Here is a 15394-nt window from a genome sequence, read left to right on the forward strand (position 1 = left end):
AGTCCCATCCAAACTAAGCAACTCGAAACTATTTTATATTACGCTGCAGATTCACCTCAAACCGTACCTGATATTGTTAAAAGAAGAATCGCAGCGGAAACAGCACAGGTCGAGACTTTATATGGATTTGATTTCAAGGTGAACGGTGAAACAATCAGTGCAAATGCTATTGACGAAACCCTCGGCAGCTCAACAGATATGGATGAGAGACTTGCTGTCTGGGCGGCATCTAAAGAAGTTGGTGTCGAATTAAGAGACGGCCTCACAAATCTTGTTTCATTGAGAAACTCCACTGTTCAGGCGCTCGGCTATGATAACTTTTTTCAATATCAGGTGAGCGATTACGGTATGACGGTAGAAGAAATGACAGACCTCATGAACAGCTTCAACAGAGATTTAAGACCGCTATATAGAGAGCTGCATACTTATTGGCGGTATGAGCTTGCTGAAAAATACAACCTGCCGGTTCCGGAGATGCTACCCGCTCACTGGCTTCCAAACAGATGGGGACAGGACTGGTCAGCATTTGTAACCGTGGAAGGGATGGACCTTGGAGCGGCACTTTCAGACAAGAGCCCGGAATGGATTGTTAAGCAGGCTGAAGACTTTTTTGTAAGCCTGGGCTATGACCCGCTCCCACAAAGCTTCTATGATCTATCGTCTTTATATCCGCTGCCGGATGACGCAGATTACAAGAAAAATAATCACGCTTCAGCATGGCACATGGATCTTGAAAACGACATTCGGTCATTGATGAGCGTAGAGCCTAACCCGCGCTGGTATGAGACTACACATCATGAACTCGGCCATATTTATTATTATATGGCATATACCAACGAAAATGTACCACCGCTTCTGCGAGGAGGAGCAAATAGAGGTTTTCACGAAGCGATTGGAAGCTTAATGGGGCTTGCCGCAATGCAAAAACCATTTGTTGAGGGAATAGGTCTCATTTCGGACACAGGAGAATTTGATGAGATGCAGGCATTGATGTTCGAGGCGCTTAGCAATGTTGTATTTATACCTTTCGCAACCGGACTTATGACAATGTTCGAAAAAGGTATTTATGAATCTACCATCTCTTCGGAAGATTATAATAAAGCGTGGTGGGACTTAAAGCTCAAATATCAGGGAATCGTTCCGCCAACCGAAAGAGGCGAAGAATACAACGACGCTGCCTCCAAAACCCATATAAACAATGATCCCGCGCAGTATTACGATTATGCGATTTCAAATATTATACTCTTCCAGCTCCATAATCATATTGCGAAAAACATATTGCATCAAGACCCGCATGCCACTAACTACTTCGGCAACAAGGAGGTGGGGGAATTTATCTGGTCAATACTCGAAACAGGCGGAAGCGGCAATTGGCGTGATATTATGAAAGATAAAACGGGAAGTGACCTGTCAGCGCAAGCCATGCTTGAGTATTTCGATCCGCTGATGATCTGGCTGCAAGAGCAGAACGAGGGTCGGGTTCACACTCTCGGAGATATATAGATTCTTGCGAAAGCATAATTAAGTGCATATCTCCAAGCTTTATCGCGAGAGTAAAAAGGCTGTCATCTCATGTGAGTTTTTCGCGCCGAAAACCGATGCAGGACATTTAAGCCTATACAAAACGTTTGATCGGCTGAAACAAATATCTCCGGCATTTTATTCTGTTACTTATGGCGCGGGTGGCGGAACGGCACAGCCTACTATGGATCTTGTTTGCAAGATACAAGATGATTATGGAATAACCGCCATGCCACACCTTACCTGCGTTGGTCATACTACCGGATATCTTTCAAGCTATGTAAGCGACCTTAAAGAACGGGGAATTGATAATATCCTCGCCCTTAGGGGAGACGCCCCGGGGGGTGGTAAATTTAATCCTGTTCCCGGCGGGCTAAAATATGCGTCTGAAGTAGTAAAATTAGTTGACGGGTTTGATCATTTCAGTATAGGGGTTGCCGGTCATCCTGAGGGTCATCCCGAATGCACCTCACTTGAGGCTGATGTGCAATACCTAAAAGACAAATTGGACGCAGGGGCCGGATTTGTGATAACACAATTTTACTTTGATAATAAATATTTTTTCGATTTCGTGGAACTTGCAAGAAAGGTCGGTATTGATAAACCGATAATTCCCGGAATAATTCCTTTTGTGAATGCAGAACATGTAATGCGTTTCGCCAAGATGAATCACACGAATATTCCGGAGCCTCTTTTAGCGCAAATGATTGATGCGGGCGGGGATAGACAGAAATCCACGGAGCTGGGAATCCGGCAGGCCGTAGGTCAATGTAAAGAACTTCTCGATTCCGGGGTTCCCGGCATCCATTTTTTCACACTAAATAATTCAATGCCTACTATTGAAGTTATTGAACAGCTAAACATATAAAGCGTGCCCGGCTAAATATATTTATTTTAAAAATGTTTTTGTTATTACTTGACTTGTAGCAATAAATCGTTTTACTTTTTGACTTGTTCCAAAATTAATTTGTTGGGCGAATGAACGATAAGACTATATATAACGCAACAAAAACCCTCTCTGAAACATTACCAAATTATTCAGGTTACTTTAAATCTGAAAACCGAAAAACCTCCGCATCTGCTTTTACTTCCGGAATTAAACAAAAGATGGGTCCTATTTCCGAGGTTGCCGTAACTCTAAGAGAGAGATTTGCCAAAGTTAAAAAGCCCGAAATATTAGAGTTTTTTGAAAGCATAAGTAGCTTCTCGGGGCAATTCGTTTATAAACACAAATTGGATAATTACGAGTCAACGTTTTTTATTACCACCTATCTTAATAGGGATGAAGCGGAAAACCTGTCTCAGGTAGAGCTCGATTTACTAACTCACTTAGATCAATTTTTATTGGCAATAATGGGGGAAAACCGACATGAATTTTTACAAGAAATAGAAGTCGGTATTCCCAGCCTAAGTGAAATATTCAGCGAATTTGATAGTTATTTCAGTAAAAGGGCGGAGCTCATAAAAAAATCCTCTGTCCGACATAACGAAATAACCCAAAGACTAAAAACCGTGGATAACCATCTTGGAAAACACAACACGACCAGACCTATTTCGGAAATTACCAGAAAATTGGAGGATAGGTATGCAGGTGTTCCGATTATTCACATAAAATTATTAGAGATTTTTCATAGTCATCTTGATTCATATCAGAAAATCGCTGAATCATCAAACGAAATCAATCAATCGGTAGTGGATTATTTTAATGAGTATTTAAAGATCATTGATAATGCAAAATTTATTCAAGAAACCGCTCCTGATGAGGACGGTCTAAAATTAAAAGAGCTCTTGATGTTATCAGATAATATTGAAGAATATGCGGATAAAATATTTCAACAGGAAGCGCCGCAACCGAAGGCTGTCAAAAAGAAGAGCTCGTCATTATTTGCCATCTATGCCGCCGTAGCTCTGATAGCAATCACCGCTGCCGTCTATTTCTTTTTCTTAAAATAATTATCAGAAACGAAAACTTTGTCGTTTTTCGGCTGTGCAAATCCAATTCAACGCAAAATCTCCGGTTTTTACCGGAAACTGTTCCCCGGCCGCAAGCATTAAGGATTTGCTCACATTCAACGCAAAATCAAGGTTTTTTCTTTGATCATCATTCATCGTAAGCTTTCCCGATAGGGCGCTAAGCCACTTATATGCTTCATGACCCATGGCGAATTCTTCAGATGAATCGGAATAAACATTTACGTTAGTGAAGCCTGCTGTATCGAAAAGGTGTTTTACTCCAAATCGTGTATATCTATAATAATCGTATGGCTGTTGGTGTTCGTGAAGTGCGAATGGTACCACAAGAAACACTTTGCCACCCGGCTTCAATATTCTGTACATTTCATCCACCATTGATTGAGGATTCGGAATGTGTTCCATTACCCATATATTTAGCGCTGCGTCAGCGAAAGAACTTTCAAATGGGAGCTGCTGAACATCGCCAAAAACTGAAAGTTTAGAAAAATCCCAGTTGTCGTCGCCAACCGCTAAATCAATCCCAATGTAATTTGAATCTTGAAAGAACATTTCGAGCTCGCATTGACCTGCCCCCACATCCACAACAATGGAGCTTGCTTCAACGGAATTGGAAAATTTCAGAATTTCGTCGAATATAAACCTATTCCTTGGATCCTCCTCGAAGGCACCGTGCGTGTCCACCATGAAAGTTAGCCATTGCTGAAATAGGCCCGGTTTTGTATCTGTTGAGTTCAACGCAGGTGGAGCGATAACGCCATTACCTTAATGGCTATTATTCTTCAGACGAATCCGCGGATTCATTTTGTTCTTCTTCCGACTCAGTTTCAACCCTTTCCATCACGCGTGTCACCGATGCGATGGAATCGTTTTCATCAATTCGAATTAATCTTACGCCCTGTGTGGCTCTTCCGATTTCTCTGATTTTTCTAACCGGCTGTCTGATCATTATTCCGTTTTCGGTGATAATCATCAGGTCGTCGCTGTCAACAACTTCTTTTATTGAAAGCATTTTTCCAACCTTTTTGGAAGTCCTGATGGTCAGCACGCCCTTTCCACCGCGATTTCTCGGTGGGTATGCATCAATGCCTGTCCGCTTACCATATCCGTTCTCGCTGACTGCCAACACCGTACCCGCTCGTTTGATGACAATCATTCCGATGACCCTGTCTTTGTCATTTTGGAGTCTCATTCCGCGGACGCCACGAGTTTTCCTGCCCATGGGACGAACATTCGTTTCTGAAAACCTTATAGCTTTGCCGTTTTGCGACCCGAGAATTATATCCTGTGTGCCGTCGGTAAGCCTTGCTTCAATAAGCTTATCGCCTTCCTGTATATCAATAGCATAAATTCCACCCTTCATCGGTCTTTTATATGCAGAAAGAATCGTTTTTTTGACAAGTCCGTTCTTAGTTGCCATCAGGATAAAATGTTCATCGTCAAATTCTTTTACCGCCAAAAACGCCTGTGGGTTTTCTTCTTTATCCAGTTGCAGAATATTTATAATTGCCCGCCCCCTTGAAGCTCTTCCCGCCTGAGGAACCTCGTGCACTTTAAGCCAGTGAACCTTTCCTCGATCAGTAAAAATCAGTAGGTGGTGGTGGGTGGATGCCACAAAGAGGTATTCAATAAAATCGTCATCCTTTGTGGAGGCGCCCTTTAGTCCCCTTCCGCCTCTTCCTTGTCTTTTAAAACCGCTTACCGGAAATCTCTTTATAAATCCTTTATGGGAAATTGTTATTACCATATCCTCTTCGGCAATCATATCTTCGATAGAGAATTCGCCTTCATCGGCAACAATATCTGTTCTTCTATCATCGCCGTATTTTTCGCTTATCTCCTTAATATCTTTTTTCACCATTTCCATGCGCAGTTTCTTATTATCGATTATCGAACTCAGCTTTTCAATCAATTTGAGGAGTTCCTTATATTCATCTACAATCTTTTTCTGCTCTAAATTAGTGAGAGATTGGAGTCGCATTTCAAGAATTGCCTTCGCCTGAAGCTCGGAGAGCTTAAACGATTTTATCAAATTACCACGTGCGTCTTCCGGAGATTTCGATTTCTTAATTACTGCTATAACGGCATCAATGTTATCGAGCGCTATCTTCAAACCCTCAAGAATATGAGCCCGTTTCTCTGCCTTTTCTTTATCGAATATGGCGCTTTTAAGAACAATATCATGCCTAAATTCAATAAAGGGTAAGAGGGATTCCTTTAAATTTAGTACTTTTGGTTGCCCATCCACGAGCGCCAAGAAGTTCACTGCAAACGAAGACTGGAGCTGGGTGTGCTTAAACAGCTGATTGATTACAACATCCGGAATCACATCTTTTTTCAGGTCCATCACTATCCTTATGCCGTCCCTGTCAGACTCATCGCGAATATCTCTGATTCCTTCGATAACCTTGTTTCTTACAAGATCTGCCGTCCTCATGATGAGATTTGCCTTATTTACCTGAAAGGGTATCTCTGACACAATAATTGCCTCTCTGCCGTTCTCACTCACTTCAACGCTTACTCTTGATCTAATTTTTATGCTGCCGCGGCCGGTTTTGAGAGCGTCCGCGATTCCTTTTCTACCATATATAATACCTCCCGTTGGAAAATCGGGGCCGCTTACAAATTTTATAAGCTCGTCAATTTCTATATCGGGATTGTCTATCATTGCAACAATGGCGTTTGAAATCTCCCGTAAATTATGCGGAGGTATATTGGTTGCCATTCCGACTGCGATGCCGCTTGCGCCATTCATATGCAAGTTCGGAATACGTGTCGGAAGAACAGAGGGTTCTTGAAGGGTGTCATCAAAATTCGGTACAAACTTCACCGTATTTTTATCAATGTCGTGCAACATTTCTTCTGCAATATGATGCATCTTGGCTTCGGTGTATCTCATCGCGGCGGCGCCATCTCCATCAACAGAACCAAAGTTTCCCTGACCCCTAATCAGCGGGTACCTCAATGAAAAATCCTGCGCCATGCGCACCAGGGAATCATATACCGCCGTGTCTCCATGCGGATGATATTTACCCAATACTTCACCTACAATTCTTGCGGATTTTTTAAACGACCTATTTGCCCTGAGACCCAAATCATCCATACCGTATAAAATACGCCTGTGAACGGGTTTTAAGCCGTCTCTTGCATCGGGAAGCGCCCGTGAAACTATTACTGACATAGAATAATCGAGATAGGAGCTTCTCATCTCGTCTACAATATCTATAGGTAATATATTTTCTCTCTTAATGTCCATATTCTATTTAAATTCCCTCACTATATGTCCAGGTTCTTCACGAACCTGGCATTTTCTTCAATAAATTTTCTCCGCGGCTCCACTACTTCGCCCATCAAATCGGAAAATACTTTATCCGTTAAGGTATCTTCCTCAATTGAAACCCTTAATATTGTTCTTGTCTCGGGATCCATAGTGGTTTTCCATAATTGGTCCGGGTTCATTTCACCAAGACCCTTATAGCGCTGAATGTCTATCTTCTGATTATTATCTCCGCCGAATCTTTTGACAATCTCTATACGCTCTTTTTCATTATATGCGTATTCTTCTTTCTTCCCCTTTTTAACTTTATAAAGCGGTGGTTGGGCAATATATATATTTCCCGCTTGAATCAATTCACGCATATGCCGGAAAAAGAATGTCAACAACAGCGTCCTGATGTGAGCGCCATCCACATCCGCATCGGTCATTATGATTATTTTTCCATATCGAAGTTTTTCAATATCGAAATCTTCTCCGCTAATACCGGTTCCGATTGCAGTAATGAGGGTCCTTATCTCATTGTTACCCAAAATTTTATCTATCCTTGCCTTTTCCACATTCAATATCTTTCCCCTTAGCGGGAGTATTGCCTGATATCTCCTGTCTCTTCCTTGCTTTGCCGACCCGCCGGCGGAATCTCCTTCAACAAGATAAATTTCAGTAAATTCCGGGTCTTTAGTAGAGCAATCAGCCAGTTTTCCGGGAAGGTTGCCGGAATCGAGAGCTGATTTTCTCCTAATTAACTCTCTGGCGTTTCGAGCCGCTTCCCGGCTCCTTGCAGACAACAAAGCTTTTTCAATTATTTTTTTTCTGACCGGAGGGTTTTGTTCAAAATATTCTGTGAGCTGCTCGTAAACCAGGCTGTCAACAATCCCCTTTACTTCGCTGTTTCCGAGCTTAGTCTTAGTTTGTCCCTCAAATTGCGGTTCAGCGATTTTTATAGACACAACTGCCGTTAAACCTTCGCGGCAATCGTCACCCGAAAGCCCCTTTGTTCCGGGCTTAACCTGCTTATCCTTAAGCGCATAATTGTTTAGCACTCGCGTCAGCGCCGACCTAAATCCCGACAGGTGTGTACCGCCCTCGATTGTATTGATATTATTAACAAACGTGAATACATTATCTGTGTAATTCTCGGTATATTCCATTGCAACTTCAACGGGAACGCCGTCTCGCTCTCCCTCAAACCAGATGACCTTACCGTGAATCGGTTGTCTGCTCTCGTCAAGATACTCTACAAATTCAACAAGCCCCTTCTTCGCAATAAAGGTTTCTGTTCTCCCGTCTCTTTCGTCTGTAAGGACAATCTCCAATCCACGGTTTAAAAAGGAGAGTTCCTTCAATCTTTCAGAAACAATATTATAATCGAAATGTTTTACCGTGAAGATCTCCATGTCGGGCTTAAATGTGGTCGTAGTGCCGGTCTTCTTAGATTTACCGAATTTTTTCAATTTTGTTACCGCTTTTCCACGTTCGTATTCCTGGGTGTATATGGTCCCATCACGAGAAACTTCAACCTTGCACCATTCGGAAAGCGCATTAACAACTGAAACGCCTACGCCGTGAAGCCCGCCGGAAATTTTATACGAGTCGTTCTCAAATTTACCACCCGCATGAAGCACTGTCATCACAACTTCAAGCGCCGGTTTATTTTCCTCGGGATGAATATCAACCGGTATGCCCCTACCATTGTCCGTAACCGTGACGCTCTCGTCTTTATTGATAGTAACGGTAACTAACGTGCAATATCCTGCCATTGCCTCGTCAATACTGTTGTCTACAACCTCATTGACAAGGTGGTGCATTCCCCTTCTTCCAATATCGCCGATGTACATCGCCGGCCTTTTTCGTACTGCTTCAAGCCCCTTTAGTACCTGTATACTACCAGCATCGTACTCTTGGTTTTGGCTTTTCTTTTCTTTTTGGCTCATCTAAATATTATTTCCTTTATGGCTTCTTCGCCTATAAGTTCATTAATCTTGGCTATGATCTCCTCTTTTCTTAGAGATAGTTCCTGGCGCCAGCTGTCATTTGAAACAACAATTATTAATCTGTCTTTGTCGATATTTTCCAAGGTTGTATTTTCATTAATAATCTCGCCAACAGCGTCTTTCCAAACATCTCTGGCTCTGTTGGAAAGTACTGACTTTCGTATTCCTAACTGCTCAATTACCCCCTCAAGCGCTTCAGATATCCACGGCATTATGTCAAACCAATAACATTAACGTTCTGCCCAACCATATCAGACCATTCATCAAAATTCGTTGTTGTAATTATTACCTGACCACTGTTTTCAATACGCTTTACTATTTCAACGGCATGTTTTCGATCCAGCTCCACAAAAATATCATCAAGGAGATAAATCGGTCTGATTCCTCTGTTCCGATGAATATAGTTGCCCTGGGCAATTTTTAATGCTACTAAGAATATTTTATTTTCGCCCTTCGAGCCGAAATTCTTTAAAGACTTGTCATTTATCTTGAATGACAGTCGGTCGCGGTGTGGACCTCTTGTGGTGTATCCCGCATTGAAATCCGTTGCCCGGCGATCCCTAAACGAGTTTATCATTTCTTCTTTGTTCCCCTCTATAGAAGGATGATATTTTATTGAGCCACTTTTCTTTCCGTTGTTCAATTCACTGAAAATCTTTTCGAATTCACCTGATATTTCTTCGATGAATTTCTTTCTGTCGTTCACGATTGACTCACAAAGCTCGCCAATTTGTACTTCTACGACATCTAAGGTTTTTTCAAACGATTCGCTTCCAGACGCGGCATATCCGATTGCTGAATTTCTTTGTTTTAATACATTCCGGTAAGACATTAGATTATTTAGGTGTCTCTTATTCACCTGAGAAATAGACAGGTTCAAGAATTTTCTGTGACCCGAAGGAGAGCTCAGCGTATTAATTACATCTTCCGGTGACAATAATACTATCGGATGCTTCCCAACAATATCACCGGAAATTGTTACTCTTTTTCCATGGCTTTTTATTATTTTACCTGTCGTTTTTGAATATGAAACTGAAATGTTCTCGTCAATTCCTTCATCCGAAATAAACTTTCCTGATGTTAAAAAGTTATCCGAATCAAATTTGACAGATTCTTCGTCTTTATTCGATCGAAAACTTTTTGTTAGTGAAAGATAGTGAACTGCTTCAAGAATTGAGGACTTTCCCATCCCGTTGTCGCCCGTAATAATATTTAATCCCTCAGAAAAGTCCGTTTCAAATTTATCATATATCCTGAAGTTAACCAATCGCAAGTTATCAAGATGCATCAAAGAACTTGCATTAAGCTTCTTCTGTAAGTCTTATTGGCATTATTAAAATTGTATAATCTTCTTTTTCAGCTTGTTTAGATGGGAAAACTAATCCAGCGCTTATAGGAGCTTTTAAACTAATAATCAGATCGTCGGTATCTATTTGTCTTAAAATATCTTTCAGGTACTCCGAATTAAACCCAATTTCTATATCGTCACCACTATATTTACAAGTAATCTCTTCCGATCCTGATCCGCCTGATTCCGGATCTGCAGAAGATATTTTCAAACTGTTTCCTGAGATTGTCAATTTTATCTGCTGAGTTGTCTTATTGGCAAAAATAGAGACCCTAACTACAGATGACAGTAAATCTTCCGCCCTTACAGTAAGTTCTTTATCATTTTCCTTTGGAATAACGCTGTCATAATCAGGATATTTTTCATCTATTATTCTTGTATAAAATTTTGTGCTTCCAATCGTCAACATCACATGATTATCGCTGACTATAAACTCATTTTCTTCGCTGTTCACTAAAGCATTTACTATAAGATTTAAGAATTTTTTCGGAATAATAATTCCCGGTTGTATCCCTGATCCATTTAAATTAGATAGAGTTATTTTTGCTAACCTGTGACCGTCAGTTGCTACAGAAGTTATTTTATCCTTTCCAATTTCAAACAGCACTCCGGTCAATGCCGGCCTCAGCATATCCGAGCTTACGGCAAACGCCGTTTTCTCAATTATCCGATGAAGTAAGCTGTTCTCTATATTTATTTCTTTCCCACCGTCAAGTACAGGTGTAACAGGAAAATCATCGGGAGGTCTTCCGGCAATAGTATAACTCCCACTTGAACAATCTATTTTAACCATATTCTTATCATCTGAAGATATAGTAAGTTCACCGGAAGGAAGAACACTTATAATGTCATTAAGAAGCTTAGAAGGAATTGCAACCGAACCATCTTCTGAATTACTTACATCTATCTCACTGACTAAAGTTAACTCAATATCCGAAGCTACCAATTTCAATTTTGAGCTTGTCACTTCAAATAACACACAAGTTAAAATTGGAAGTGTAGAACGAACAGGAACAACCCTATTGGCTTTCTGAAGTTCTTTATGAATTAAGCTCTTATCAAGAGAAAGTTGCATATAGTATATCCTTATAAATTGCCCAAATTCAATTTAAGTTTAATAGGTTTCTATAGAACAATAAAGTACAAAATTTAGCTGAAATTGACAAGCAATTATTAACCTAAAAATAAGATACATTACTAAAAGAAATACTAATTATTATAGTGTTAGCTTAATAGAATAAACGTATTTAAGATAAATATAAACAAACATATACACTAATAATTATTATAGAACAACTTGTTGATAAGTATTAAAGTATTTAAGATAAAGATTATCATCATTTATCAATTGTATATGTAAAAATTAGCCAACCTATTTTTCAACAAGATACTAACAAGGATATCAACAGAATCTTATGAAGTTATTCACATTTTAATATCTATAAAGACTTCATTTCTGAGAGAATTCAGCCACTCGTTATAAACCCTAAGCCGCTTATTTCTGATTACAATAGCTTCAATATCATGCCAATTTTTCTCAAGAGTCAACACTCCGCCTTCTCGTTTTTCGAAGATGGTTACGATGTGATAACCGAAATCAGTTTTAAACGGGCTACTGATATCGCCAACAGGCAATGTATCAAGAACAGCAGAAAATTGAGGTATGCTAAGTGATGTTAAATCAAACCAACCAAGGATTCCCTTATTACTGTTTATTTCAGGATCTTCGCTATGTTCTAAGGCAAGAGTCTCAAAATCTTCACCTGCGATTAATTTCTCTTTTAATAAATTAAGTTTATCAACAATCAGCTTTTCATCGCGCTCATTTGATTTAAGCATAACAAGAATATGCTTAACATTTATTAGCTCCCCACGTCTTTCAATCATTTTAATTATATGGTAACCGAATTCAGTTTTTACAATATTGCTTACTTCGCCCGGGGATAGTAAATATGATGCCTCTTCAAATTCCGGCACAAGCGTACCCCTTCGCATAAATCCGAGTTCTCCGCCCTTTAAGGCAGAGATTGTGTCTTCGGAGTGTTTCTGGGCTAGTTCAGAAAAATTCTCGCCGTTTTTTATGAGAGTATATATGCTATCGGCTTTATTGAATGCTGATTCATTGGCTCCAGCTCCCGGATTAATCTCAAGGAGAATGTGACCGATTCTGATAGCCGGCTTTAACTCCGGAAGGCTGTCTGATTGTTCATTGAAAAAATCTTCCACCTCTCGGCGACTGGCAGTTAGATCGCTGAATTTTCTTTGTTGAATTTTTTCAACAAGTTTCTGTTTTCTAATCTCTTCTCGATAAGTTCGCTTCAATTTGTTCAAAGAATATCCGATAATCTCTTCGGCTTTTTCTTTTGACCCTAGCCGTTGGATGATACCCTCAATTTGAAAGTCTAAGGTTTCTTCCACTTCTCTTTCGGTAACATCAATACTGTCTATTTCGGCACGGTCTAATAATATTTTTTGGTCTATCATTGTTTGGAGCGTCTTTCTCCAAAGACTCTCAAAGCGATTCGGGCTTCTATTCGGGTCAATCCGCAGCCGGATCGCTTGTGATTGGGCAAATTGGTCAACCTCGCTCTTTAATATTATCTCGTCTCCCACAATTGCAGCGATTCCATCCACGACCTGCGATTTTAACGGAACAGAATATGCCAAAAGAGTAATAAAGATTAAGGCTATGTGTAGGTTATTTATTTTTGAAGTAATTTTCATTTAAATAGTATCCCATAGATAGTTTTAGGCTGTCCAAAAGTTGAAAGTACAATAAATTTTGTTTTTGAATTTTAATTTTTTGGGTAATTTCGTCTTTCACTTCGTGCAGCGGAATTAAGGATTCTTCATCAAACCTATCAATTATTTGTAATATGTGATATCCATATTCCGTCTGAATAGGACCTACAATTTCCCTGCGTGAGCCGAAAGCAGCTGCAGAAATCTCTTCTATCACATCGTCTCTCCCGAATGTTCTGAGTGTCCCATGATAGTTATTCAACAATCTGGCCTTTACATCATCGTCACTTGAAATTAAAGCTCCCTTCAGGTCATTTGCGGTTTCTTTTGTATCAAGAAGAAAGTGGTATGCTCTTATTTGTTTTTTGTCACGAACAAAGGTTTCTATATTTTGGTTATAGAAATCAACAATTTCATCTTCGTTTATAAATGGAATCCGGCGATATTTATTTTTGAGATAAATGCTTGCAAGAAGCTCTCTTCGGTAGCTTTGCAGGTTTTTATTTATAGTGATATTGTCCACTATGTTATTTTCGATTGCCGACTGAGCGAGAATTTCCTGGTCAATCCAGTTTTTGGCGAAGACCTTAAGCTTGTAATTATCCATTTCGGGGTTTGATATAAAATCAGCAAGGTCGGATTCGGTGAGATTGGAATTGCCTACGCTTGCTATTATATTTTCAGTATCAGGATTTAAAAAACCGGATTTATTGATAATAACAAACGCTAAAACAGCAATAAAAATTAAAATAGAATATTTTGTAATTCTACTCAACCTTATTCTCGGCGATTTCCGGAATGTACCTGTCAAAATAATACTTAGGCTTGAATTTATCTGATAAATAGTCTTCAAAAGCAATCCTCAGGCGCTTTGTTTCATAGCGCTTAAAATCCGCGGAAATCTGGCTCTTAACGTTTTCAAGGGGCTTGTAACCGGGGGGCGATTTGGATATAACCTTAAAAAGGGACCACTTTGTACCGACCTTAACGGGCATTGCTACGTCGCCCACTTTCATCGAGGCAGCTATCTTACCTATCGGAGAAAGCTTGATTCGCGAAATATCGCGAAGAACGCCCCCGTTTTTTTCTGCGTTAATTCTTTCAGAATAAGAAGAAGCAAGGTCAGACATATCCTGCCCATTTGAGACCAATAAATAAAGAGAATCTGCTAAAGATTTTTCGGCGACAAGAATTTCTATAATATCGGAAACGCCGGATGAAACATACCTGTCCTTGTGTTCATTATAATATGTTAAAAGTTTATCCTCGTTCGTAATTATTTTATTTACAATCTCAATCTTGGTTATTTCCTGTTGCATAAAATCCTGTTCTTTCTTTTTTAGGTCTCTGCGAACATCTTCATCTTCATCATATTTTGAACGAAAGCCAAATTGTTTTATCAAGTGGTCGGTAATATCGTCTTTAAGAATATTTTTGATTATTTTAACATCACTGATTCTTTCTATTGACCAACCCGATGAAGGGTTCTTGAGGAGCTTTACGATTGGTTCGGTAGAGACTGATTTATCGTTTCCATTGTAAAGGTATGTCACAAGGGGACCGGGTAGCTCGACAGAATTGAGGAAATCAATAGGGGATTGTCTGCTGGTACGCTTTTTATTAGATGCATTGAAAGAATTGATTTTACCTGATAATAAATCGATATTTGTATCATAGTATTTTGTCTTAGCGGCAACTTTCAGAGAATCAACAAAGTTTTCTGCAGTAAGGCGCATTTCATTACGATAAATAGTATATATCTTGTTTTTTAGCCCTACTTGCATCTGTTCAAATGGTTTTTGTGTAATATTTTTTACGCTGTCAACCCAGATAAGGTGAAATCCATATGATGTTTCAATAGGGCTGGAAACAGTGTTTGGCTCTAAAGAAAAAGCTGTTTCCTGAAAAGCATCTTCCATTTTACCCCATTTGAAAAAACCAAGGTCACCGCCGCCAGCCGATGTTTTGTCCTCTGAAATATCATCAGCAGATGCAATAAAATCATCTTTGGAATTAATTTTGGATCTGATCTCGTTAATAAGATCAAGAGCCTCGTTTTTTGTCCTACCTACATTTTTGCTACCGCGGGTTGCGTCCTTATGAGATATAAGGATGTGTCTCGCCGAGACGCGCTTTTGAAGGCGTTCGTAAAGATTTCTAAGTGATTTTTCGTTTGCATATTTTTCCAACACGACTTTCTTATAAACCACGGTTGCCATATTTTTGTCAATATGCTCTATTAGTTTTTCCTGAACGGACTCTGTTTTATGTAAGTCCCTTGAGTAGCCCTCCCTACTGTACATTTTGTTTATTATGTAAAGCTTAAGCCGGTTCTTTCTGAATGCGACATCTTTTCTCGAAAAAGATTCGAACTTCCCTTCGGGTATCATGTCATAGAGGTAAATATATTCATTGCCGATCTTTCCTATTTTAGGTCCCATATCGGCAGGATGCTCCTTTGAGCACGCAATCAAAGAAAATATTATTAGTGTGGCGAGGGCAACAAATATTCGGGTTGTCATTTTTAAAAATCCTTGTTCATTG

The 15394-nt window shown here is 39.7% G+C and carries 12 protein-coding genes; 3 read left to right on the forward strand and 9 right to left on the reverse strand.

Annotated elements, in window-relative coordinates:
• The 3 genes from IIB39_07670 to IIB39_07680 form a co-directional block, all read left to right on the forward strand.
• A partial coding sequence (locus tag IIB39_07670) for a M2 family metallopeptidase (protein MCH8928575.1) occupies positions 1-1503 on the forward strand: 1503 nt, incomplete at its 5' end.
• Positions 1504-1525: 22 nt separating this feature from the next.
• Positions 1526-2389 (forward strand): methylenetetrahydrofolate reductase [NAD(P)H], encoded by an 864-nt coding sequence (gene metF, locus IIB39_07675; GenBank protein ID MCH8928576.1) that lies wholly within the window; start codon positions 1526-1528, stop codon positions 2387-2389.
• 110 nt (positions 2390-2499) lie between these two features.
• Complete coding sequence (locus IIB39_07680) at positions 2500-3474, forward strand: hypothetical protein (protein MCH8928577.1); 975 nt, start codon at positions 2500-2502, stop codon at positions 3472-3474.
• Between the two features lie 3 nt (positions 3475-3477).
• Here the strand turns inward: IIB39_07680 and IIB39_07685 are convergent, their stop codons facing one another.
• From IIB39_07685 to IIB39_07725, 9 genes are all read right to left on the reverse strand, one after another.
• Positions 3478-4179 (reverse strand): class I SAM-dependent methyltransferase, encoded by a 702-nt coding sequence (locus IIB39_07685; protein ID MCH8928578.1) that lies wholly within the window; start codon positions 4177-4179, stop codon positions 3478-3480.
• A gap of 88 nt (positions 4180-4267) precedes the next feature.
• Positions 4268-6748, reverse strand: coding sequence for a DNA gyrase subunit A (gene gyrA, locus IIB39_07690; GenBank protein MCH8928579.1), 2481 nt, complete (start codon positions 6746-6748; stop codon positions 4268-4270).
• A 20-nt stretch (positions 6749-6768) separates the two neighbouring features.
• A complete protein-coding gene (gene gyrB / locus IIB39_07695; protein MCH8928580.1) occupies positions 6769-8700 on the reverse strand; it encodes a DNA topoisomerase (ATP-hydrolyzing) subunit B in 1932 nt (643 codons plus the stop codon).
• Positions 8697-8972, reverse strand: coding sequence for a DUF721 domain-containing protein (locus IIB39_07700; protein ID MCH8928581.1), 276 nt, complete (start codon positions 8970-8972; stop codon positions 8697-8699). Before IIB39_07700 ends, gyrB begins: the two co-directional genes overlap by 4 nt.
• On the reverse strand, positions 8972-10048 hold the full coding sequence (gene recF, locus IIB39_07705; GenBank protein ID MCH8928582.1) for a DNA replication and repair protein RecF: 1077 nt from the start codon (positions 10046-10048) through the stop codon (positions 8972-8974). Before recF ends, IIB39_07700 begins: the two co-directional genes overlap by 1 nt.
• A gap of 13 nt (positions 10049-10061) precedes the next feature.
• A complete protein-coding gene (gene dnaN, locus IIB39_07710) occupies positions 10062-11183 on the reverse strand; it encodes a DNA polymerase III subunit beta (GenBank protein MCH8928583.1) in 1122 nt (373 codons plus the stop codon).
• A gap of 350 nt (positions 11184-11533) precedes the next feature.
• A complete protein-coding gene (locus IIB39_07715) occupies positions 11534-12832 on the reverse strand; it encodes a peptidylprolyl isomerase (protein MCH8928584.1) in 1299 nt (432 codons plus the stop codon).
• Positions 12807-13625, reverse strand: coding sequence for a peptidyl-prolyl cis-trans isomerase (locus tag IIB39_07720; protein ID MCH8928585.1), 819 nt, complete (start codon positions 13623-13625; stop codon positions 12807-12809). The genes IIB39_07715 and IIB39_07720 overlap by 26 nt, the downstream gene beginning before the upstream one ends.
• The gene (locus IIB39_07725; protein ID MCH8928586.1) at positions 13618-15372 is read right to left on the reverse strand and encodes a peptidylprolyl isomerase; all 1755 of its coding nucleotides are present in this window, start codon (positions 15370-15372) and stop codon (positions 13618-13620) included. The genes IIB39_07720 and IIB39_07725 overlap by 8 nt, the downstream gene beginning before the upstream one ends.
• Positions 15373-15394 lie beyond the last annotated feature (22 nt).

The organism is Candidatus Neomarinimicrobiota bacterium, assembly GCA_022573815.1.
Lineage (GTDB): Bacteria > Fidelibacterota > SORT01 > SORT01 > SORT01 > JACZTG01.

Excerpts from the sequence above, each read along its gene's own strand:
- IIB39_07680 (MCH8928577.1), top strand. The coding sequence starts at position 2,500 with ATGAACGATAAGACTATATATAACGCAACAAAAACCCTCTCTGAAACA.
- IIB39_07685 (MCH8928578.1), bottom strand. The coding sequence starts at position 4,179 with ATGGTGGACACGCACGGTGCCTTCGAGGAGGATCCAAGGAATAGGTTT.
- gyrA (MCH8928579.1), bottom strand. The coding sequence starts at position 6,748 with ATGGACATTAAGAGAGAAAATATATTACCTATAGATATTGTAGACGAG.
- gyrB (MCH8928580.1), bottom strand. The coding sequence starts at position 8,700 with ATGAGCCAAAAAGAAAAGAAAAGCCAAAACCAAGAGTACGATGCTGGT.
- IIB39_07700 (MCH8928581.1), bottom strand. The coding sequence starts at position 8,972 with ATGCCGTGGATATCTGAAGCGCTTGAGGGGGTAATTGAGCAGTTAGGA.
- recF (MCH8928582.1), bottom strand. The coding sequence starts at position 10,048 with ATGCATCTTGATAACTTGCGATTGGTTAACTTCAGGATATATGATAAA.
- dnaN (MCH8928583.1), bottom strand. The coding sequence starts at position 11,183 with ATGCAACTTTCTCTTGATAAGAGCTTAATTCATAAAGAACTTCAGAAA.
- IIB39_07715 (MCH8928584.1), bottom strand. The coding sequence starts at position 12,832 with ATGAAAATTACTTCAAAAATAAATAACCTACACATAGCCTTAATCTTT.
- IIB39_07725 (MCH8928586.1), bottom strand. The coding sequence starts at position 15,372 with ATGACAACCCGAATATTTGTTGCCCTCGCCACACTAATAATATTTTCT.